Origin of the sequence: Bacteroides propionicifaciens DSM 19291 = JCM 14649 (assembly GCF_000375405.1) — a bacterium.
Lineage (GTDB): Bacteria > Bacteroidota > Bacteroidia > Bacteroidales > Bacteroidaceae > Bacteroides_E > Bacteroides_E propionicifaciens.
This window is the reverse complement of record NZ_AQWS01000023.1, coordinates 1-20,834: the sequence shown is the minus strand read 5'-3', so window position 1 is coordinate 20,834 and position 20,834 is coordinate 1. Positions and strand designations below refer to the sequence as shown.

General features: G+C 36.2%; 20 protein-coding genes, 1 tRNA gene and 2 pseudogenes. 8 read left to right on the top strand and 15 right to left on the bottom strand.

Annotated elements, in window-relative coordinates; translation table 11 throughout:
• Nucleotides 1-6: 6 nt before the first annotated feature.
• The 9 genes and pseudogenes from B091_RS0108165 to B091_RS0108125 all read right to left on the bottom strand — a co-directional run bounded on the left by B091_RS0108165 (nt 7) and on the right by B091_RS0108125 (nt 9,637).
• Complete coding sequence (locus tag B091_RS0108165; protein ID WP_018109517.1) at nt 7-945, bottom strand: DUF5106 domain-containing protein; 939 nt, start codon at nt 943-945, stop codon at nt 7-9.
• Nucleotides 945-2,729 carry a two-component system sensor histidine kinase PhoR gene (locus B091_RS0108160; RefSeq protein ID WP_018109516.1) on the bottom strand — a complete coding sequence of 595 codons (1,785 nt, stop codon included), beginning with the start codon at nt 2,727-2,729 and terminating at the stop codon, nt 945-947. Before B091_RS0108160 ends, B091_RS0108165 begins: the two co-directional genes overlap by 1 nt.
• Before the next feature lie 5 nt (nt 2,730-2,734).
• A pseudogene (locus tag B091_RS11975) lies at nt 2,735-3,425 on the bottom strand (response regulator transcription factor).
• A 78-nt stretch (nt 3,426-3,503) separates the two neighbouring features.
• A complete protein-coding gene (locus B091_RS11970; RefSeq protein WP_018109515.1) occupies nt 3,504-4,334 on the bottom strand; it encodes an N-acetylmuramoyl-L-alanine amidase-like domain-containing protein in 831 nt (276 codons plus the stop codon).
• Nucleotides 4,335-4,394: 60 nt separating this feature from the next.
• A complete protein-coding gene (locus B091_RS0108145) occupies nt 4,395-6,395 on the bottom strand; it encodes an OPT family oligopeptide transporter (RefSeq protein WP_018109514.1) in 2,001 nt (666 codons plus the stop codon).
• 134 nt (nt 6,396-6,529) lie between these two features.
• Nucleotides 6,530-6,916, bottom strand: coding sequence for a DUF1573 domain-containing protein (locus tag B091_RS0108140; protein WP_025069592.1), 387 nt, complete (start codon nt 6,914-6,916; stop codon nt 6,530-6,532).
• A 68-nt stretch (nt 6,917-6,984) separates the two neighbouring features.
• Complete coding sequence (locus tag B091_RS0108135; protein ID WP_018109512.1) at nt 6,985-7,578, bottom strand: lipocalin-like domain-containing protein; 594 nt, start codon at nt 7,576-7,578, stop codon at nt 6,985-6,987.
• On the bottom strand, nt 7,575-8,177 hold the full coding sequence (yihA, locus tag B091_RS0108130) for a ribosome biogenesis GTP-binding protein YihA/YsxC (RefSeq protein WP_018109511.1): 603 nt from the start codon (nt 8,175-8,177) through the stop codon (nt 7,575-7,577). Before yihA ends, B091_RS0108135 begins: the two co-directional genes overlap by 4 nt.
• The gene (locus B091_RS0108125; protein WP_018109510.1) at nt 8,174-9,637 is read right to left on the bottom strand and encodes a sodium:solute symporter; all 1,464 of its coding nucleotides are present in this window, start codon (nt 9,635-9,637) and stop codon (nt 8,174-8,176) included. Before B091_RS0108125 ends, yihA begins: the two co-directional genes overlap by 4 nt.
• 145 nt (nt 9,638-9,782) lie before the next feature.
• Between B091_RS0108125 and recR the strand changes: the two genes are divergently transcribed.
• Genes recR through B091_RS0108110 form a run of 3 tightly spaced genes read left to right on the top strand, consistent with a single transcriptional unit; the run spans nt 9,783 to nt 11,417 of the window.
• Nucleotides 9,783-10,400, top strand: a complete 618-nt coding sequence (gene recR, locus B091_RS0108120; protein ID WP_018109509.1) for a recombination mediator RecR — start codon at nt 9,783-9,785, stop codon at nt 10,398-10,400.
• Nucleotides 10,401-10,411: 11 nt separating this feature from the next.
• Nucleotides 10,412-10,891, top strand: coding sequence for a hypothetical protein (locus B091_RS0108115; protein ID WP_018109508.1), 480 nt, complete (start codon nt 10,412-10,414; stop codon nt 10,889-10,891).
• The gene (locus B091_RS0108110; protein ID WP_018109507.1) at nt 10,884-11,417 is read left to right on the top strand and encodes a GNAT family N-acetyltransferase; all 534 of its coding nucleotides are present in this window, start codon (nt 10,884-10,886) and stop codon (nt 11,415-11,417) included. The genes B091_RS0108115 and B091_RS0108110 overlap by 8 nt, the downstream gene beginning before the upstream one ends.
• Here B091_RS0108110 and B091_RS0108105 read toward each other — a convergent pair.
• Nucleotides 11,414-12,004, bottom strand: a complete 591-nt coding sequence (locus B091_RS0108105; RefSeq protein ID WP_018109506.1) for a YqgE/AlgH family protein — start codon at nt 12,002-12,004, stop codon at nt 11,414-11,416. The genes B091_RS0108110 and B091_RS0108105 overlap by 4 nt on opposite strands.
• A 180-nt stretch (nt 12,005-12,184) precedes the next feature.
• Between B091_RS0108105 and B091_RS0108100 the strand changes: the two genes are divergently transcribed.
• From B091_RS0108100 to B091_RS0108090, 3 genes are all read left to right on the top strand, one after another.
• Nucleotides 12,185-12,258 (top strand) — tRNA-Asp (locus B091_RS0108100).
• 281 nt (nt 12,259-12,539) lie between these two features.
• Nucleotides 12,540-13,772 (top strand): site-specific integrase, encoded by a 1,233-nt coding sequence (locus B091_RS0108095; protein ID WP_018109505.1) that lies wholly within the window; start codon nt 12,540-12,542, stop codon nt 13,770-13,772.
• Between the two features lie 4 nt (nt 13,773-13,776).
• Nucleotides 13,777-14,310, top strand: coding sequence for an ORF6N domain-containing protein (locus B091_RS0108090; protein ID WP_006744277.1), 534 nt, complete (start codon nt 13,777-13,779; stop codon nt 14,308-14,310).
• 12 nt (nt 14,311-14,322) lie between these two features.
• On the opposite strand, the gene B091_RS0108085 is transcribed toward B091_RS0108090, so the two are convergent.
• From B091_RS0108085 to B091_RS0108065, 5 genes are all read right to left on the bottom strand, one after another.
• Nucleotides 14,323-15,003 carry a hypothetical protein gene (locus tag B091_RS0108085; RefSeq protein WP_244847811.1) on the bottom strand — a complete coding sequence of 227 codons (681 nt, stop codon included), beginning with the start codon at nt 15,001-15,003 and terminating at the stop codon, nt 14,323-14,325.
• A 20-nt stretch (nt 15,004-15,023) separates the two neighbouring features.
• Nucleotides 15,024-16,280 carry a Y-family DNA polymerase gene (locus B091_RS0108080; protein ID WP_006744279.1) on the bottom strand — a complete coding sequence of 419 codons (1,257 nt, stop codon included), beginning with the start codon at nt 16,278-16,280 and terminating at the stop codon, nt 15,024-15,026.
• 12 nt (nt 16,281-16,292) lie between these two features.
• Nucleotides 16,293-16,883, bottom strand: coding sequence for a HEAT repeat domain-containing protein (locus tag B091_RS0108075; protein WP_006744280.1), 591 nt, complete (start codon nt 16,881-16,883; stop codon nt 16,293-16,295).
• A 163-nt stretch (nt 16,884-17,046) separates the two neighbouring features.
• Nucleotides 17,047-17,487, bottom strand: coding sequence for a LexA family protein (locus tag B091_RS0108070; protein ID WP_006744281.1), 441 nt, complete (start codon nt 17,485-17,487; stop codon nt 17,047-17,049).
• Nucleotides 17,488-17,526: 39 nt separating this feature from the next.
• Nucleotides 17,527-18,108, bottom strand: a complete 582-nt coding sequence (locus B091_RS0108065; protein ID WP_006744282.1) for a YdeI/OmpD-associated family protein — start codon at nt 18,106-18,108, stop codon at nt 17,527-17,529.
• 326 nt (nt 18,109-18,434) lie between these two features.
• Here B091_RS0108065 and tet(36) point away from each other — a divergent pair, with 326 nt between their 5' ends.
• Both tet(36) and B091_RS11965 read left to right on the top strand, forming a co-directional pair.
• Nucleotides 18,435-20,357 (top strand): tetracycline resistance ribosomal protection protein Tet(36), encoded by a 1,923-nt coding sequence (tet(36), locus tag B091_RS0108060; RefSeq protein WP_018109503.1) that lies wholly within the window; start codon nt 18,435-18,437, stop codon nt 20,355-20,357.
• Between the two features lie 180 nt (nt 20,358-20,537).
• Nucleotides 20,538-20,834, top strand: a pseudogene (locus B091_RS11965) (transposase); the annotation flags it as partial.

Here is a 20,834-nt window from a genome sequence, read left to right as displayed (position 1 = left end):
AGCTTATTATAGCTTTACCAATATTTCCATAATATTAGCCAGTGGTTTGTCTTTGAGCACTACTTCTTTATTTTTGTCCAGGAGGTAAAAACTTGGAATAGCTCTTAGATCATAACTGTTATTATTGACAATATTCATATTTCCATCGTAGCCATTAATCCATGTCTTGGGCCATCTACTTACTTTTTTCTTCCAGGCCGTAAAATCATCATCCATATTTATGGTTACTATTTTGAGCCTGCCTTTTTTTTCTAGTGAAGTTATTAGTTCAGAATTTCTTAATTCTTCGGTTGCATTTGCACACAGGTTACAATCTAAATCGTTAAAGAATAATATAGTGTAGTCAGTTTCGATTTTGTAGAGTTGCTCGGTTTTACCAGTTGAAGTAGTGAAGCTTATATTTTCAGCCTTTGATCCTACATTATTTTTACTACAAATGTCTATCTTATATTTTATCTGCTCTTTCTCTGTGTCGGTTATATTCTCGTCTTGTAGTCTTACTTTGAGTACTGCGACATACATAGGGTCATTTCGAAAAGGCGAATCTGCTTCATAGAGGTATTTGTCTGCTAGTTGATTAAAGCCTAAATAAGCAGTTGGGTTTGACTTAAATCTGGTGATGAGTTGCTCTATAAGCTGTGGAGACTCATCTGCCTGGAATTTGGCTAGTATATCTAGATAGTTTACCCATTTCTGCTCTATAATTTCTTTATTGTTGATAATGGCTGTATCATTTGGATTTAGCTTATCCCAGAAATGAATCGAAAGATACGCTCCTCTATCCTGTACATTGGTAAGCATGATTGGGATTTCTGGTGCAGGGAAATCAACTACTTGAGTTTGTTCTGTCTTGTTTCGGTCGTTGGACGAATCTTGAGATGAGTTTTTACAACTGCTTGCACCGACTAAAAGGCCTGTGACTAAAATTATATTAAAATATTTCATTATTTCGGGTTTATGTAGTTTCTAGGAAGCATAAATATGAACTCTACTCCTTTATTTACTTCACTTTTTACGATGATGTTACCACCATGAATATGGACTGCGTTTTTAACTATTGATAGTCCTAAACCTGTACCTCCATGCTTTCTGGTTCTTCCCTCATCGACTCTGTAGAAGCGTTCAAATAGTCGGTTGAGATGCTCAGTAGGAATACCTACTCCCGTATCTTTATAACTAAAGTAAAGTTCGTCTTCAGTCTCTTTGTAGCAATTTATAAATATTTCTATATCTTCTCCAGCGTAGCTGATTGAATTGTCTAAAAGATTTCTGAATATTGAGTATACCAGTGATTGGCTTCCTTCAATGTTTAGCGGATGCTTCAACATGTTGTGGACTTTTATATTCTTCTTCTTTAGATCAAGCTCAATGTCATCGAGAATCGTTTTAACAAGCGAGTAAATCTCTATGGTTTGCTTTTCGTATAAGTCATCTAGCTCTTCCATTCGTGTTAAGAGTGACAGATCTTGAAGCAGTTTTGCTAGCCTATTACTTTGTGCATAGCACTTATTTAAGAAGTTGATTCTTGTTTTATCAGGTAGAGTAGGGCGCTCAACAATAGTTTCAAGATATCCTTGAATGCTGCTTACAGGAGTTTTAAGCTCGTGAGCTATATTTTGGGTCAGTTGCTTTTTAAGTTGCTTCTTTTCCTCTTCGTATGTAATGTCATTGATTGATAATTCAAAGCCCATGTCTTCGAAAATCATGCACTCAAGAATAAACTCTTTACCATTTTTATTTATCAGTATACTTTTTCTTTTGTTATGATAGGCTGAAGGAGTATACTGTACCTCTTCTATGAAGGCCATAATGGGTTTCATCTCATGATAATGGAGTATGTCTTCATTGTTCTTTATGTTGAAGTCTGAGATTTGGCTGCTATAATGGATGAAAAGTTTGTTGACCAATATTGCAGTGCGGTTCGCTGAGAAAAACCCTAAGCCTTCTCTGGAGTATTGTAAGTGAAGAAATATCTTATCTTTCTCAATACTTAATGCCTCTTTCGTATCGTGTAGGTTTCTATAGACCCGAATAATTTGTTGAGTGACTTCGCCAAGTTCCCCTTTAAATGTTGGGGCTTCATTCTCCCATTGTATAAACTTATCCTCTTCTGCTTTTTGAGCGAACTTCCTTAGTTTACTGATTGCATAGCCTAGTTTTGTAGTGTAGCTATAAAAAAACGCGATAAGTAGCATTGCAATGATAAAACTAAACGTTAAATAAGTGTTATCACTCTTGAGCGTACTTTGTAATAGGCTGTCGTAAGGCACGGCAGACCTAATTACATAGTGCGGATATACAATTGCTGAGAAGTAATAATATGTAGATGAAATGTGATCCTTTCGAATTTCATACCCACTTCCATCTTTAAGTGCTGCTTTTATTTCATTGTTTTGCCAGTAATCCTTTTGCACCATAGGTGAATCAGGGGCAAAGGAGTCGTATACAACTTCTTTACCATTCTTAATTATTGTAAGTTTTATGTTTGGTAAATCAACAAGGTATTTATCAATGTAATATTGTATGTGCTCCTTCTCATCAATTTTGGGAAGGAGTATAAACATCCTATTGTTTATACCCTGAAGCTTAGCATTAAATAATTCAATACGATATATCTTCTCTCTCTGATATTGGTAGGCTATAAAGCTACCAGCAAAGATGAAAAACAGTAAAACAACAATTATAAATATACTAACATGGAATGGTATGAAAAACTCCTTTTTTTTCATTCATCTTATTCTGTTTCAAAACAGTAGCCATAGCCTAGTCTAGTCACTAAATTCTTGTCATAATAACCGATTTTCTTACGAATTCTAGTGATATTCACATCTACAGTTCTATCCGAAATGTTTTCTTCATCAACCCAAACCTTGTCTAGAATCTCTTGTCTAGAGAAAACGCGATCTGTTTGTTCTAGTAGAAGTTGAAGAATTTCGAATTCTCGTTTTGTAAGTGATACCGTCTTGATTGTCAATAGTAACTTTCTTTTGTTCAGAGTCTATAACTAGCGTGTTGTAAACCAGTTTGGATGCTGATTTTGTTTTGCTACTGTCATTAGCTCTTTTTAGTACAGCTCTAATTCTTAATAATACTTCGCGTAGTGAAAAGGGCTTGGAGATATAGTCGTCACAACCTAGATTAAAACCTGTGACCATGTCGTTTTCTGTGTCTTTTGCAGTAAGGAATATTATTGGAGTCTTCTCTGTCTCCTTATTCTCTCTGATGATTGAGGCTAGTTTGTAGCCTGAGATTTCTCCCATCATCACGTCTAGTAGGAATAAATCAAACTTTGTTAGATCCATTTAAAGAACTTCTTCGGCTGAATTTGCTGTTTCAACCATATAGCCTGCATCCTCTAAGTTAAATAAAAGAATGTCGCATAAATCCTCTTCGTCGTCTACTACAAGTATGTTAAAATGATTCATAATTTATTCGTGTAAAAAGTTTAAGTTAAAAATACTAATATTAAATATAAGTATATGTTTCTAATAAAGTTGATTCTATTAGTTGAAATCTATCTTTCTCCTATCTAAATCGTCGGACATATCGAGTTTAGCTCTTAAAACTCGTATGCCAGTCCAATGCTTATTTCGTTTCAACATCAAAGAAAGTGGGACAGGTTCTATTATAACCTTGCCCTTGGTTGATGAAGCATGTAAAAGATGTAATTTATTTTCTTTATAAACTGCTATTCCGATATGACTTATGTCTAAACCATAAATACCAACAGTCAAAGCTACGACATCTCCGTTTCTTAACCAACTAAACCCCTCTTCAGGGATGCTATCTTTGGGAATCCACTTTATTATTTGGCCTGAAAGTTTCTTTTCTGTGTCAGCTATGGCTTTTGTGTTACTCTTTGAGCTATATAGGTGTTTATAGTATTGTGGGTGTCTTGACATATACGATAATGCAACATACATACTATCAATACCATAAGTCTGGGTTAAGTCGATGATGAAATTGTTCTTTTGGCCTTCTATAATCCACTCAGTAATGTAATGAAGTCGTGAGGTATAGCCCTTTATAACTCCATTTCTATAGCGAATCTTCTGTAGATAGCCTGTTTCGCTGAGTTTTTGGGTTGTATCGCATTGAGAAAGACTTTCGGCTAAAACATATTCGACAAATGTGGTACAATCTACTTGTTTTTTGTTGATAACAAGTTGTTCTTCGTCATTGAACTCCAGTGTATGGGCTAGATAGGGGGTTTCTATATATTTCAAAGCATTAGTTAGTATTACAGAATCGGGTTTCAAATTACAGGCTTTTGATGAGACTGTAAATGAAGTTAGCCAACAGATACTAAATAAATACAAGATTCCCTTTATCATTCTTTAAACTTTAAAAAACCGGGAAAGAAGTAGAGTTCTCTCCCGGTCAGTTATAATATTTTATCTCTTTACTTTACTTTTAGTTGCTAAGATGAAGTAAATAATTAATCCTGCATAAACGAGTAATGCGGCATATTGTGATAAGTTGTTTTCCAACCATGCAGTGTTAAGCACGTTGATGTCAGCAAATCTTAGTCCAGCACTCACAACTCCCATTAAAGCTCCTCCAGCAATAAAGCCTGAAGCTAGTAGTGTTCCTTTTTCACCTCTAGCTTCGTTTACTGTAGCATCCGAACTTCTAGTGGTTACATACCAATTAATTGCACCACCTACAAGTAGGGGAATATTGAGTTCGATTGGTATAAACATTCCTAGAGCGAAAGGCAATGCTGGAATTTTAAATAAGGTCAATACTACAGCAAGTACTGCTCCAATACCATAAAGCATCCAAGGAGCTCCTACACCACTCATTAGAGGTTCAATTACTGCTGCCATAGCATTCGCTTGTGGAGCAGCTAGTTCTCCACTCGTAAAGCCGTATGTTTTATTTAGAATAATCATTACTCCACCCACTGTTGCAGCAGATACGATAGTTCCTAAGAACTTCCATACCTCTTGTTTGATTGGGGTAGTACCTAGCCAATAACCAATCTTAAGGTCAGTGATAAAACCTCCTGCCATTGATAGTGCTGTACAAACTACACTACCCATGATAAGTGCTGCTACCATACCTGTAGTTCCCTTAAGGCCTACAGCTACCATTACCACGGAAGCCAAGATTAAAGTCATCAAGGTCATTCCCGATACGGGATTGCTACCAACAATGGCAATAGCATTTGCTGCTACTGTAGTAAATAAGAAGGTTATGATTGTAACAAGTAAAATTGCTATAATGGTATGCAATAAATTGCCTTGCATAACATCGAAGTAGAAAAATAGAGCAGTAATAATAAGAGTCAAGATAGAACCCAAAGCAATAGCTTTCATTGGAATATCTCTTTGTGTTCTGATGACATTTGCTTCGGCATTTTTGTCTTTACCTGTAAGCTCTTTGGCAGCCAAACCTACAGCACTTTTTACTATGCCCCAAGATTTAATGATACCAATTACACCGGCCATAGCGATGGCACCTATACCTAAACTTTTACCGTAGTGGGTAAATATCTGTTCAGGACTCATCTGCGTAAGAGATAGCGTGATGTCTGGATTCCACATATTCAGCACTGTGTCGCCAAAGATAATAGACATTCCAGGTATTACTAACCACCAGATAGCGATTGAACCTGCACAAATAATGATTGCATATTTAAGGCCGATGATATAACCAAGCCCTAAAACTGCAGCACCAGTGTTGATTTTGAATACAACTTTAGCTTTGTCGGCAAGCATCTCTCCAAAGGAGAACATTCTTGTGCTAACTACCTCACTCCACCATCCGAATGTAGCAACGATAAAATCGTATAGACCACCTACGATAGCAGCAATTAAAAGAGGTTTAGCCTGGCTACCGCCTTTAGCTCCCGAAACTAGCACTTGTGTTGTAGCTGTAGCCTCAGGGAAAGGGTATTCACCGTGCATATCCTGCACAAAATATCTTCTAAAAGGGATAAGAAATAGGATACCTAAAACTCCACCTAATAGTGAGCTGATAAATATCTGAGTAAAATGTATCGTGATTTCATCGGGATGTTTGTCTTGAAGTATGTAGAGAGCGGGTAGTGTGAAAATAGCACCTGCCACAATAACACCCGAGCTTGCACCAATAGATTGGATAATCACATTTTCACCTAGTGCATGTTTTCTTTTGGTAGCACTAGATATACCAACAGCAATAATAGCAATTGGAATAGCAGCTTCAAAAACTTGTCCTACTTTTAATCCTAGATAAGCTGCTGCTGCAGAAAAAAGGATTGCCATCAATATCCCCCAAGTTACTGACCAAACGTTTACTTCTGGGTATGTTTTGTTAGGGCTCATTATGGGATTGTAAATTTCTCCAGGTCTGAGCTTCCGAAAAGCATTTTCGGGCAGAGTAATTGTCTTCTGCTCTTGTTCTTTCATTTTACTAGTAGTTTAAAATGGTAGTTTATAAAATAGTGTATTCGTACTGTAATCAAAGAAACTAAATTAAACGGAGATTCTAAAGCAGAATCTCCGTTTAATATAAGAATTTGATGTAGATGGGTGTTGAAGGGCTATTCCTTCATTGTTCCCTCTATGAAAAGTCTTGTTGTAGGGGTTTTAGCATTGGTACGAACTATGATGGATTTCTTGAAAAAACCAAGAGGTTTACCTGTACCATCATAAGCAACTTTGATGGTACCCGATTTTCCCGGAAGAACTGGTTCTTTCGAATAAGCTGGTACTGTGCAACCGCATGATGCTACTACTTGATGAATTACAAGTGGTGCATCTCCTACATTTGTAAACGTAAATGTTGTATTAACCGTAGGTTTGCTTGCTGAAAACTCTCCTAGATTTTGAGTTGTTTTTTCAAATTTAATATCTGAGCTTTTTGATTGAGCATTTGCTAAACCTATGCTAAACAACATTATAAATGATAGTAAAACTAATTTCTTCATACTCATTGATTTTAATTAAAGCGTTCTATTGGCCTTGAAATTAATGATTTATTTTGTAAGATAGGGGATTAGTTTATCTTTTCTAACTGAATTCCCACTTTCATACCGTCGTATTTTTCAGCTAGGCTACTAATAGCCTTAAGTGTGGAGTGATCAATTTTTTTACTGATATAGCTTACCACGTCGATCAACTTGTCTGCTTCGAAAAGAAATGACATGGTATTAAGCGAATGCTTTAAGTTTGCATTAACACCCAGCTTGTCCATCACAGAGAGTTTAATAGACTTCTTATCTTCAGTTAATTGGTATTGAGCTGGTATGCTTTTGTTTAGTGCCTTAATTGTCAAGTCGCCTTCATTATTAAATTCGAACACTACAGATTCTAAATCTACTCCCAATGAACCTAGTTGTTGATTTATCTTCTCTTCGGCTGCTACTGCTGCTAAGCTTGCTGCTGCTCTCTTAAATGTGTCTTCAGTTTCTAGTTCTATGGCTGTACCGGCATATTTCCATTCACCCTCTATCTCTAGTGGAGTTTCGAGTCCGATAGTTGAAGCAACTTTTGCTACATTTTTTTTAGAAAAAAAGTCCCTGAAAGATTGTGCATAGCCAATTTGGTTACCCACAAATAGGCAACAGCAGATCATAAATATTTTTTTCATTCAGTAAGTGATTTATTGATCTCGTCGATATAGTTTAGTACTTCGTCTCTGCCGATCTTTTTTTCTGACGAAGTGATGAAGTAGGGAGGAAGTTCTTCCCACTCTTCTTTCAGCTTTTCGAGGAAATCATTCGTGTTTGTATCGAGTTTGTTTCTTTGCATTTTGTCGGCTTTAGTAAATATTATAGAGAATGGTATATTGCTTTCACCCAACCACTGAATAAACTCTAGGTCTATTAGCTGTGGTGGAACTCTCGAATCTATCAAAACAAATAGATTTGTCAGAGCTTTACGCTCTAGTATATAGTCTTCAATAATTTTAGTGATTTCAGCTCGGCCTTTCATACTTCTTTTAGCGAAGCCATAACCAGGTAGATCGACCAAATACCAGTCGTCATTAATCATGAAATGATTGATAAGCATTGTCTTACCAGGCTTAGATGATGTCATGGCCAAGTTCTTGTGATTGGTAAGCATATTAATCAAAGATGATTTTCCAACATTTGATCTTCCGATAAAGGCGTATTCTGGTTTCCCGTCGTCTGGACACTTCGTAATATCGGTATTGCTAATTAAGAATTGAGCTTTATTTATTTTCATAATGTAATAGTCTTTGTGAGGCTTTTATTTGAGCCAATATATAATCCTAAGAAAGTTATTAATCCGTTTATCATTAGTAATTCGTACCCCATTGTATAGCTCCAGTAGCTAGATGTAAAGATACCAAGCAGATAGCATAAAATGGGTGAAGCTATAGCTATATAGGGGATAGTATTATCGTTTGCTATTCGTTTAGTTAGTAGCCCAAAGGCAAACATCCCGAGTAAAGGCCCATAGGTATATGATGCAATAACATAAATGGCATCAATAACTGTAGGGCTATTCATTATATCTACTAGGCTAATACAAATCACTAGCAAAACTGATAAGCCAATATGTGTAATATTTCTTTTTCGAATGGCTACTTTGGTTTCTTGCTCTTCTGTTTTTAGAAGATCCACGCAAACGCTTGTAGTCATCGAGGTTAAAGCTGAATCAGAATTACTAAATGCAGCAGCTATAATTCCTATCGTAAATAGAATGGTAACGCCCTCACCAAGGTATCCCTGTGTTGCGAGCATTGGTAAAATATCGTCGGACTTAGTTGGTAACTCTATATTAAGCTTTGCTGAAAGCATGATCAGTAAGATGCCTAGCCCTAGGAATAGAAGATTTAGGGGGATAAAGGCGAAACCATAGCTGTACATATTTTTTTGTGCATCGCGTAGGTTTCGACAGGTTAAGTTCTTTTGCATCATATCTTGGTCGAGACCAGTCATGACGATTACAATAAATATCCCACTGATAAACTGTTTGAAGAAATTTTGCTTGCTCATCCAATCGTCGAATATAAATATTCTGCTATGGCTACTTTCTCGTATCGTTTGATAGGCCTCTGTTGGCGAAAGGTTGAGTTGCTGCATTACCGAAAACACGATGGCTATTAATGCCAAAACCAAACACGCAGTTTGCAGGGCATCGGTCCAAACTATAGTTTTGATTCCGCTTTGGTGTGTATATACCCAAACGAGTGCTACGGCAACAGCGGCAATTAGCCATAGTGGTATGTCGAGGTTGTTGAAAACGAAATGTTGTAGGATTAGACAAACCAAATAGAGTTTAGCTGCTGTCCCCAGCATTCTGGAGAGTAGAAAGAATAGAGATCCTGTCTTGTAAGCTTTTGGACCTATCCTCTGTTCTAGATAGGTATAGATGCTTGTAAGGCCAAGTCGATAGTAGAGTGGTAGTAATAGTTTGGCTACAAAAATATAACCGAAGAAAAAACCGATGACTAGCTGCATGTAGGTCATATCTATTGCCCTAGGCATACCCGGTACTGAAACAAAAGTCACCCCCGAAATAGTAGCTCCAATCATACCGAAGGCTACAATAAACCAAGGCGATTTATTTTCAGCTTTAAAGAAAGCATGATTAGAATTCGATTGCTCGCCTCTACCCACAATTTTAGAAATACCAAAAAGTAGTGCGAAATAGATGATAATTGTGACTATTACTAGCATATAAGATGCAAAGATAGTACATTTTAGAATGTGATATTCGTTGGTTTAAAAAAATAATTACTTGTTATTAACCATTTATGGTTAGTACTTATATTATTAAATCAGCTTATCCTCCTTATATTTGTATTTAAACTTAAGATTAAAGATGAATCAAGAATACCCTTCTATATTACTCGAAAAAGCAGTAGATGAATTCTCTAAACTTCCTGGTATCGGGCGTAAAACTGCAATGCGCTTGGTTTTACACCTTTTGCGTCAGGATAAATCAGATGTTGAGGCTTTTGGTAATTCTATTATAACCCTTAAAAATGAGGTAAAGTATTGCGTTTCTTGCCATAATATATCAGATACCCAGACCTGTCAGATTTGTGCCAACCCACAGCGGGACCATAGGATTGTTTGTGTGGTAGAAAATATTCGTGACGTTATGGCTATTGAGAGTACGCAGCAGTTTAGAGGAGTCTATCATGTCTTGGGAGGTATCATTTCTCCTATGGATGGTATTGGACCAAGTGACTTAGAGATACCTAGCCTGATTGATAGGGTCGAATCGGGTGCTATTAAAGAGGTGATTTTTGCACTAAGTACAACTATGGAGGGTGACACGACCAATTTCTACATTTATCGTAAGCTCGAAAAAACGGGAGTGGAAATGAGTGTTCTCTCTAGAGGAGTATCGGTGGGTGATGAGCTTGCTTATGCTGATGAGATAACACTAGGAAGAAGTATCGTAAACCGAACAAAATTTTCAACAAACATTTAGATCTATCTTATATGAAAACACAAATAAACATTCCACTTTTTGAAAAGCGACTCAAACTTAGTTACTACATGTTCTGGATATACTTGATATTACTTGTTGTTGTTTTTGAGCTTCTGACTTCTATACATGGGTTTTTTGCTGATAATGGACAGCTAGTTTATGGGTTAGAAACAATTACGATCCTTATTACTGCGGGTGCTATACCCTTAGCGCTAAAATTATTTGGTAAGAATACAGCTGGCCTTCGTGAGCACGAATCCGTTACTTTTGTACTGGCTGAATATCAAAAATGGTCAAGCATTAGGCTTCTCATTTTAGGGGCAGTTTTGACTCTAGCTCTAGCAACTCATTATCTATGTATGAGTTCTGCCGGATCACTTTGTGCTATTTTAATTGGTTTTGCGGCTTTGTTTTGTATCCCAACCAAAAGTAAATTACTCTACCTACTAGAAATTCATCTTGAAGGTGATAAAGATAATGACGATGCATAAATTTAGTTTTCTAGTTTCTGATCGTATTCGGCTTCGTGCTTTAGAACCTGAAGATTTAGACTTGCTTTACAGTTTGGAGAATGATCCAGCGAGTTGGAATATGAGTAATTCGACTATGCCTTATTCTAAGTTTTTTCTTCATCAATATCTAGAGCATCAGCAAGGAGATATTTTTGCGGATAAACAGTTGCGGTTGGTTATAGAGTCGATAGATAAAGAGGTAATTGGTCTGGTTGACCTTTTTGAATTTCAGCCCTTGCACCAACGAGCTGAACTTGGTATAATTATCTTAAAAGAATATCGTAAGCAGGGTTATGCCGTAGATGCAATTAATCTACTCTTAGATTACGCATTTAATCACCTGATGTTACACCAAGTTTATGCTCAAGTCGGAGAACTAAATCAGGACAGTATTAAGCTGTTTCAAGCTTGTGGCTTTACGCACGAGTCAACCCTGAAGCAGTGGTTGTTCACACCCGATGGTTTTAAAGATGCATTTGTTTTTCAGAAGATCAAATCCATTTAGTTGCTTGACGGATCTAAGGGGTATTTCGCCCAGATTTTATACTTATAACCCATATTGTTTAGAACATTATCCCACATATGTTCTGGTCTCTGATGCAAGATAAAATCGGAGGGCTCCTCGGTTACTAACCAGGAGTCTCCTTGTAATTCGTAATGGAGCTGGTTGGGTCCCCATCCTGCATAACCAAGAAAAAACTTAAAATCTGAAGCGTTTAGCTTGCCTGCAATTATTGCACTCTTAACAAACTCAAAGTCGCCATTGAGATACAAACCTTTCTTGATGGGTAGGGCTTTGGGGATATGCTCAAAGCTATGGATAAAAAATAGAATATCTTCCCCTAAAGGGCCTCCTCGATAGAGTGGAATAGGGTCTAAATCTTCAAACTCCAATATAACTTCATTTAAAGCATCGAGTATCGGCCTATTTAGAATAATGCCCATGCTACTTTCCATAGCATGCTCTATTAGCAACACAATTGAGCGACTAAATGGATAGCCGGTCATAAAGGGTTCCGCAACTAATAGTTTTCCTGCTTCAGGAAGTTCTTGGTTATACTTTACGGTGAATAGATCTTCAGGTTTTATCATACTACTAATATAAAAAATAGTTTCATCCTATAATAGTTTCAGACTTAATAAAATTATTCTTATTGATATTCAGTTGATTACCGTTTAGGGTGGTAAATATTTTTACGATGCTATTGCAAATAAGAAATTAATGCCTATATTTGCATCGCAATTGAGAGAAATTGTAACACAAAAAGAAACGGTGTGGTAGTTCAGTTGGTTAGAATACCTGCCTGTCACGCAGGGGGTCGCGGGTTCGAGTCCCGTCCATACCGCTAGAGGCTAAGACAACAAAAGCCAAAACTAAGACAAACCCTACAATATCAGCATATTGTAGGGTTTTTTTATGCTTTGTGGCGTACCACAAAAGACATTCCAAAGACAAAAATAGACTCTATATATTTCCTAATTCGTACCCCCTTTTGATTTTTCAAAAAAGGGGTACGAATTGGCTGAATTTGGCACCCAGTTGTCGTGATTTGGCGTAGTGCATAATTCTCATTTTTAATTGTTTATGTTCAACTTTGCATTCAAGTGCAATTAACAAAATGAGTTTATGAAAAGTACATTTAGAGTGCTCTTTTTCCTCAAAAGAGACAAGCAAAAGAAAGATGGTCGTACCCCTTTAATGTGCCGTATTACAGTTGATGGTAAAGAATCGCGCTTCAACATGAAAATGGACATCCTACCAGAGCATTGGGATGTGAAAGCAAGCAAGGCAATGGGACGAGCCAAAGAAGTGGATGAGATAAATTCTCTCATTGATAATGTGAAAGCCTCCCTCTATCAAATCTATCGTGATCTTCAAGAACGTGGCAAACAAGTTACGTCTGAAATAATCAAGAACTCCTTTCTTGGTTTAGATGATAGTTTTGAAACCCTCCTCAATTTATTTGACAAACATAATGAAGATGCACGCAATTTAATTGGAAATGGCTTAGTAGCCGATACTGTGGAAAAATACGAACTCACTCGCAGACGACTGCATGAGTTTATGACCTTCAAGTATAAAATTTCGGATATTAATATCAAGGAGGTGAACAATATGTTTATTCTCGACTTCGAAACCTATATGCGAACTATTGGTAAATGTAGTGCTAACACAGCTGCCAAATACATGCGACTCTTCAAGAAAATTATTCTCCTTGCTAAAAACAATGGATTGTTGAATGCTGACCCATTTGCAAGCTATAAGATTCAATTTAAGAAGACAGACAGAGGTTATCTTACTCAATATGAATTAGAGGCTATAATGGACAAAGAATTTGAGATTGAGCGACTAGAACACGTGAGAGATATCTTCATTTTTGCGTGTTTTACGGGATTGGCATATATAGATGTTCAGAAACTTCGCAAAGAACATATCCGAGAATCTTTCGATGGCAAACCTTGGATAATGACTAAGCGACAAAAGACAAACATTAGCACCAATGTGCCCTTGCTGGATGTGCCTTTAGCCATACTGAAGAAGTATGAAGACAAGCTAACTGGCGACAAGCTCCTACCCGTTCCAAGTAATCAGAAACTAAATTCGTACCTCAAGGAAATTGCTGATTTGTGTAACGTAAAAAAGAATTTAACATTTCACATGGCGAGGCATACATTCTCGACCACTATTACCCTATCGCAAGGAGTTCCTATTGAATCTGTATCTAAGATGCTTGGACACACAAACATTAGAACGACACAAATTTATGCTCGTATTACTAATGAGAAAGTGAGTAATGATATGGATATTCTTTCGGAAAAACTTAAAGGAATGGGAATTAATCAAGCTGTAAATCAATAATTATATGGAGTTACAAATAATACAAAATAGAATTTATGAGATAAGAGGAATGCGAGTTATGTTGGATTATGACTTAGCTAAGCTCTACAACGTTGAGAACAGAGCTTTGAAACAAGCAGTTAAGCGTAATATTGATAGATTTCCAGCACCTGACTTCATGTTTGAATTGACTCGTGAAGAGAGCGATGCTGCGATAGAATTAGGGGTATCACAAAATGTGATACCTCCTGGCTATAATGTTGGCTCCTCTTTCATTATGGCTTTTCCTGAACTAGGAGTAGCCATGTTATCTTCAGTGTTGAAAAGTAAAAAAGCGATACAAGTGAACATATCTATAATGAGAGCATTCGTTACTTTGCGTCAATATTCTTTAGGATATGCTGAACTTAATCGCAAATTGGACGAATTTATGATTGAAACCAATGTCCAGTTTAGTGATATTTATGAAGCTCTCACTGAATTAGCTTCTCAAAAAGAATTGGATAACAAGCCTCGAAAAAGAGTTGGATATGTACAAGATGAAGAAAAGGAGCAATAGCTCCTTTTCCTTTTATGGGACTATCTTATAACGACTATTATTCCCAAATTCTAGATATGAATACCATGCATTAATAAGCTTCTTTGAAGGATCTTTCAGTATCTCGATTTGTCTATTCAGCCAATTCTCATAAAAGGTGAGAATATCTACATTTAGAGAATAAAAACCTGTTCCATTAATAACTCCACTATCTACCCAAATTTGTCCAGCACACTGACCTGATACAACCAATCTTAGATAATCTCCACAACCATACTCACAAACAAAGAGAGAACCAGCTAAAACCGAAGTATTATTGTATTCTTCAACGACACTCTGAACTTTTAATTGATATTCTTTATCGTTTTCAAATCGATAAATATGTTTGTCTAAGTCTTGCTCTGCATCATACAGATCCCCTAGTTCTAAATCGGTAGTAAATTGAAAGTCTTGTTTCATATCAATTTCCCATTCACTATTCTTCTCAATAGCCTCTGCTATAGAGTAAATACCATAATATGGTCCCTTATTATTTAATAAGTCTGAAGCACCACCATTCTGAATTTTAGTCAAATAAACTTTGTAGGAGTCTGGAAGTGAGATTTGTTGTGTAATCTCAATATCTTGTAATATAGATGATTCAATAATTGGATTCAAATTAATATTTAACAACTCTACTTTCTCTAAGATTCTATCTACTTGATGTTGATACATGACATTTTCATTATTTTTATTCATCCTCTCACCTCTATTATATCCCTCATATTCGTACTAGGACACTTCGACAAAAAATCTCTTCGCAAATTCCAATCTGCCTTGCCAACACCTTGAGCAGCAAGTTTAATGCAATTTGTACCATTCTTCTGATTAATGGAATCTATCATTTGCGAAATACATTTTTGCTTTTCCCTATCTCGTGGATCAAAAAGATCGTGCATATAATTCGTTTCGCTGATGATGTGTGTAAGTATAACTCCAGCTTTTTTGTACTCATAACCCTCTCTGTAAATCTCTTTCAAAGCAGAACTAGCGTGCTTGATAATTTCCATTGTATCAGCAGTAGGAAAAGAAAACTGTATCGCTTTGGATGGAAAATATTGTTGCAAATCTTCTCTATGGCGATTGGTATAAGCAAAAACAATCATGCCCTGTGCTAATGAATTTTGTTTTCTAAGCTTGACAGCACAAGCAGATGCAAAGTTTGCTACCGACTCACGTAAAGAGTCAAAGTCTGTAACCATTTCGCCAAAGCTACGAGAAGTACAAATCTGTTGTTTTTCCACTACCGAATCAGAGGTGATACAAGGTTCTCCATGAAGTTCCAGCCAAGTACGCTCTCCTACAACAGTCATTTTGCTACGCACCCACGAACGAGATTTTTGTGTTAAATCGTAAGCCGTTTTGATTCCATAATATTCTAAAGTCTTGGTTGTTTGCCTCCCTATGCCCCAAATATATCCTACTGGAGTTTTCTGTAAAGCTTTTATTCTCTTTTCATCAGAATCCATTATACAAACTTTGTTGTAGGCTGGATATCGTTTGGCGAAGCTATTAGCCAATTTGGCTAAAGTGCGTGTTGGAGCAACACCTAATGAAACAGGTATGCCCGAACTTCTAGAAGTCGTTTTTACCAATTTCTGTCCGAAATCAGACAGATTATCTATACCAGCTAAGTCCAAAAATGCTTCATCAATAGAATATACATCAATTTCGGGAACTTGGTCTGCCAAAATGGACATCACTCGCCTCGATAAATCTCCATAAAGTGTATAATTTGAAGAGAATACATTGATATTATGTTGCCTTATTAAATCTTTAATTTGGTAAAATGGGGCACCCATTTTCACAGCTAACCTCTTAGCCTCTTCACTTCTTGCAATTATTGCTCCATCATTATTCGAAAGCACAACAATAGGTTTTCCATCCAAATTTGGATTGAAAACTCGCTCGCAGGATGCGAAGAAATTATTGCAGTCGATGAGTCCTATCATACTTCTAATCTATTATTTAAATTTGGCTAAACTTTTTTGTGCAACCTTCTGAATAAAAGGATTGCTATTTTTCAATAACATTTCAATCTTAGGTATTGCTTTTTGTGCTTTATACCTACTCAAAGTGTACAATGTTTGCAATATGACAGCTTCATCGTCGAGTAAGTCAATAAGAGAGTCTTCAGCCTCCATCTTTCGTTTTGGCAATTTTGCTAAAGCCATTATAAACATTTGTCGACTAATTCCATTCTGTTTATCTTGAATAATTTCCAATATATCTTCAAAATCATTATTCTGAATTATAACTGTAAAAGCATTCCCTATAGCCCAACAATAACTTTCTATCTGAGGGCTAAAAGATTTATTGTATTTATTATATTCTTTTAGAAGAGTATAATTTGCTTTGCCTTTTGCTTCTTTTACTGTTAAAGCTCTAACAATTCCTTGTTTTATGTTGAAATCGTTAATCTCTTCTATCAATCCAATTAACACATGTATAGCTTCGGGATATGCTTCTTTTGTATTTACTAAATCATATATATTATTTACAATAATATTAGCATCTTGCAACAATTTGCTATTCACAATTTCTGAATCTGTCATAATTAATTTAAAGATTTGATTGGTGAATTTATCATTTGAAAATACGCTTTTGCTTTTCTATATCATGTGGTCAAAAGGTAGTGTAAATAATGGTTTCTCTGACGATAGGCATAAGAATTATTCCAACCTTTTTATATTCATAGCCCTTTCTATAAATCTCTTTTCATCTCCTCCTCTTATTTTGAATACAATATGTTACAATTCCCCAAATTAAGAAATCATTTTCGATTGTTACTTTTATTGGCTCATAATTCTCGTTGGCTGGTTCTAGCCAAATTACATCCTTTTCTAGTCTGATGTATTTGATAGTGAACTCACCATCAATAAAGCAAACAGCCATATCTCCATTTTGAGGCTCTAGCGATTTGTCAATCACAAGGATATCACCATCGTGTACATTGGCATCTATCATGCTATCACCTTTTACGCGTCCATAGAAAGTGGATGCAGGATGCTTTATCAACTCCTTATTCAAGTCGATAGCACTTTCCATATAGTCCTGCGCTGGACTAGGAAACCCAGCCTTGATTCCTCCATCAGCATAGGGCAAAGAGAGTTTTAGGCTTTGGACGGATGGATGTATTTTGAGGTTTGTTTTATTCATGGGGTAAAGGTAGGAAAGAATATTTTCATTCTGAATCAACTATCGCATGTGTTTTGGTTTCATGTTCTGCCCTGCACTTTTTGCTATTTCATCAATACGTTTTTGTCTGGTTTCTGGTCTTTTAGCAAGGACAATCGAGCTTAATATCATTTTCTTTACTGATTTGCTTTGACTTAGAAAATAATCTTTAGAGCCTTCATACTCTAGGAAAGCATTTTTCAAATCTTTGGGAATTATCAGTTCTTCTACTTCGTCCAAAATTGTCCAAGAGCCATTCTTCTTTGTCACTTCAACACTTTCAAAACCCGCTTTTGTCATTTTGTTGTGGTCAATCAGTTCTTGTACCTTGTCTTTGTTTATTTTTGACCAAATGCTTTTCGGCTTTCGTTTGCTAAAGAATTGCATAAACGAAAATTCGTCAATCTTCTTCTGTGTACTATCAATCCAACTAAAACATAGTGCTTCATCAACAGCCTCACGCCAAGTTAGTGAAGGATTATCTGATTTTTTTGTATAATAAATGAGCCAAATAGATTGTTTAGACTGATGGTTTTCTTCTAACCACTTTCGCCAATCTTCTTGGCTTGTAGGAGTATATGTTTCTAGTTCAAGATTGTTCATTTTGTAGTTCTAAGCATTTAAGAATTGATTGGGTCGTTTTCTTTGGTTTTTCTTATTGAATCCAATGACCACAATCCAAAGTAATCATTCTTCAGTTTGGTGTTTAGTTCAGCAGGCAAAGGTAGGCATTTGATAGACTATCTAAGATAACGCGATAAAGAATAGTTGATTTTGAAATTTATTTTCTACCTTTGTACCACTATGCGGCAGTAAATAATATAATTAGAAATACAAATTCGGGTTCTTGTGGTCATTTTACCATCAAGGATGTATTTTTTATGCGATGCATTTCTACAAAGCATCCATTATATTATTTACAAAATCAAATGAGAACTATAAATATAGGTATTCTTGCACATATTGATGCAGGAAAGACCTCCATTACAGAGAACTTGCTATTTGCGAGTGGAGCAACCATAGTACGTGGAAGTGTGGACAAAGGAAACACTACAACCGATTCGATGGATATCGAAAAACGAAGAGGTATCACAGTTAGAGCGTCTACAACATCTATTCAATGGAATGATACAAAGATTAATATCATCGACACTCCTGGACACATGGACTTTCTGGCAGAGGTAGAACGCACTTTTAGGATGCTAGATGGTGCTATACTTGTGGTGTCTGCCAAAGAGGGCATTCAAGCTCAAACAAGGTTGTTGTTCAATGTCCTGCAACAACTAGAAATACCTACAATTCTATTCGTCAACAAAATAGACAGAGAGGGAGTCAATCTAAATCAGCTTTATTTAGAGATACAAAATAGCCTTTCTAAAGATATTATCTTTATGCAATCCGTTGAAGGCAAGGAATTAACATCTAGCTGTACAATACACTACATATCAGAAAAGAACAGAGAAACAATTTTAGAGAAAGATGATCTCTTGCTTGAAAAATACTTGAGTGATACACAGCTTTCTAATTTAGATTATTGGAATTCAATGGTTCGTCTTGTTCAAGCTGCTAAATTACATCCTATCTATCATGGTTCAGCAATGTATGGCATTGGTATTGAAGATTTGCTAAACTCAATCACTACTTTTATCGAAACATCTCTACCTCAAGAGAACGCTTTGTCTGCCTATGTTTATAAAATTGAGCATAATAAGAAGGAACAGAAACGAGCCTATCTAAAGATTATAGGTGGAACCCTTAAATCTCGAAAATTATATAGCCTCAATGGCTCAGATGAGAATCTGAAGATAAGAGGTTTAAAGACCTTTTACTCAGGAGACGAAATAGATGTAGACGAAGTTTTTACAAATGATATTGCAATTGCAGATCATGCTGATAACTTAATGGTAGGAGATTATCTAGGAATAATGCCAAACTTATTCGACAAATTGAATATTCCTAGTCCTGCTCTCAAATCGTCTATACATCCTGCAAAAGTAGAGAATAGGAGTAAATTGATTTCTGCTATGAATGTATTATCAGTAGAAGATCCATCTTTGGCCTTTAGCATTAATGCTGATAATAATGAATTGGAGGTTTCGCTTTATGGAGCAACTCAACGGGAGGTGATTTTGACTTTATTGGAAGAGAGATTTTCGGTAGATGCTTACTTTGAAGAGGTGAAAACTATCTATAAAGAACGTCTTAAAACAAAATCGGAATACACCATTCATATCGAAGTGCCACCTAATCCGTATTGGGCATCTATTGGCTTGATTATAGAGCCTTTGCCAATTGGGGCGGGACTTGTAATGGAGAGTGAAATATCATTGGGATATTTGAATCGATCCTTTCAGAATGCAGTATTCGATGGAGTCAAGAAAGCCTGTGAATCGGGTTTGTACGGTTGGGAAGTAACTGACCTTAAAGTCACTTTTTCTCACGGAATCTATTATAGCCCAGTGAGTACACCTGCCGACTTTAGAAGTTTAGCACCTTATGTTTTTCGATTAGCTTTGCAACAAGCTGATGTTGAGTTATTGGAGCCAATCTTAGATTTTAAATTGCAAATTCCACTAGCTGTGAATGCTAGAGCTATTACAGACATCAACAAGATGCAAGGCGAAATTTATACTATTACTTCAGATGGTGATTGGACTACTATTTTGGGTAAAATTCCTTTAGATACTAGTAAAGAATATTCGGCAGAAGTCAGTTCGTACTCTCAAGGTTTAGGCATTTTTATTACTCGATTTTCAGGATATCAAGCTGCCAATAAAAAGATAAGCAGAAGTGTAGAACTTAATGAAAAGAATAAGCTGATGTATATGTTTGAGAAGGAAAGTATCAAATAATAGCAAATATATTATTAAAAAACTTAGCGATTAATCCAATGTATTTAGGGTTAATCGCTTTTTTATATCCCCCCCTTTCTTCCCCATCCCACCTCCACCAATACTTATGTCTGTGGATAATGAAATCAATAGACTTTTATTCAGAATTTTCATTGTTAAATAGAATTATATATGAAGAGATGTAAATATGTAGTTTGGAAAGACAAAAAACAGTTTACTGCCGATATGAAGAATATCTATAATGCACCCAACAAAGAGGCTGCGGCAGCTGCTCTAGAGGATTTTGCTGCCAAGTGGGATTCCAAGTACTCATATGCTGTACAAAGCTGGAGAAACAACTGGGAGGAGCTTACAGTCTTCTTCGAGTATCCTGTAGAAATCAGAAAAGTCATCTATACAACTAACTTAATCGAAAATCTTAATGGCAAGATTAGAAAGTACACCAAGAACAAATTATCGTTCCCAACCGATGATTCT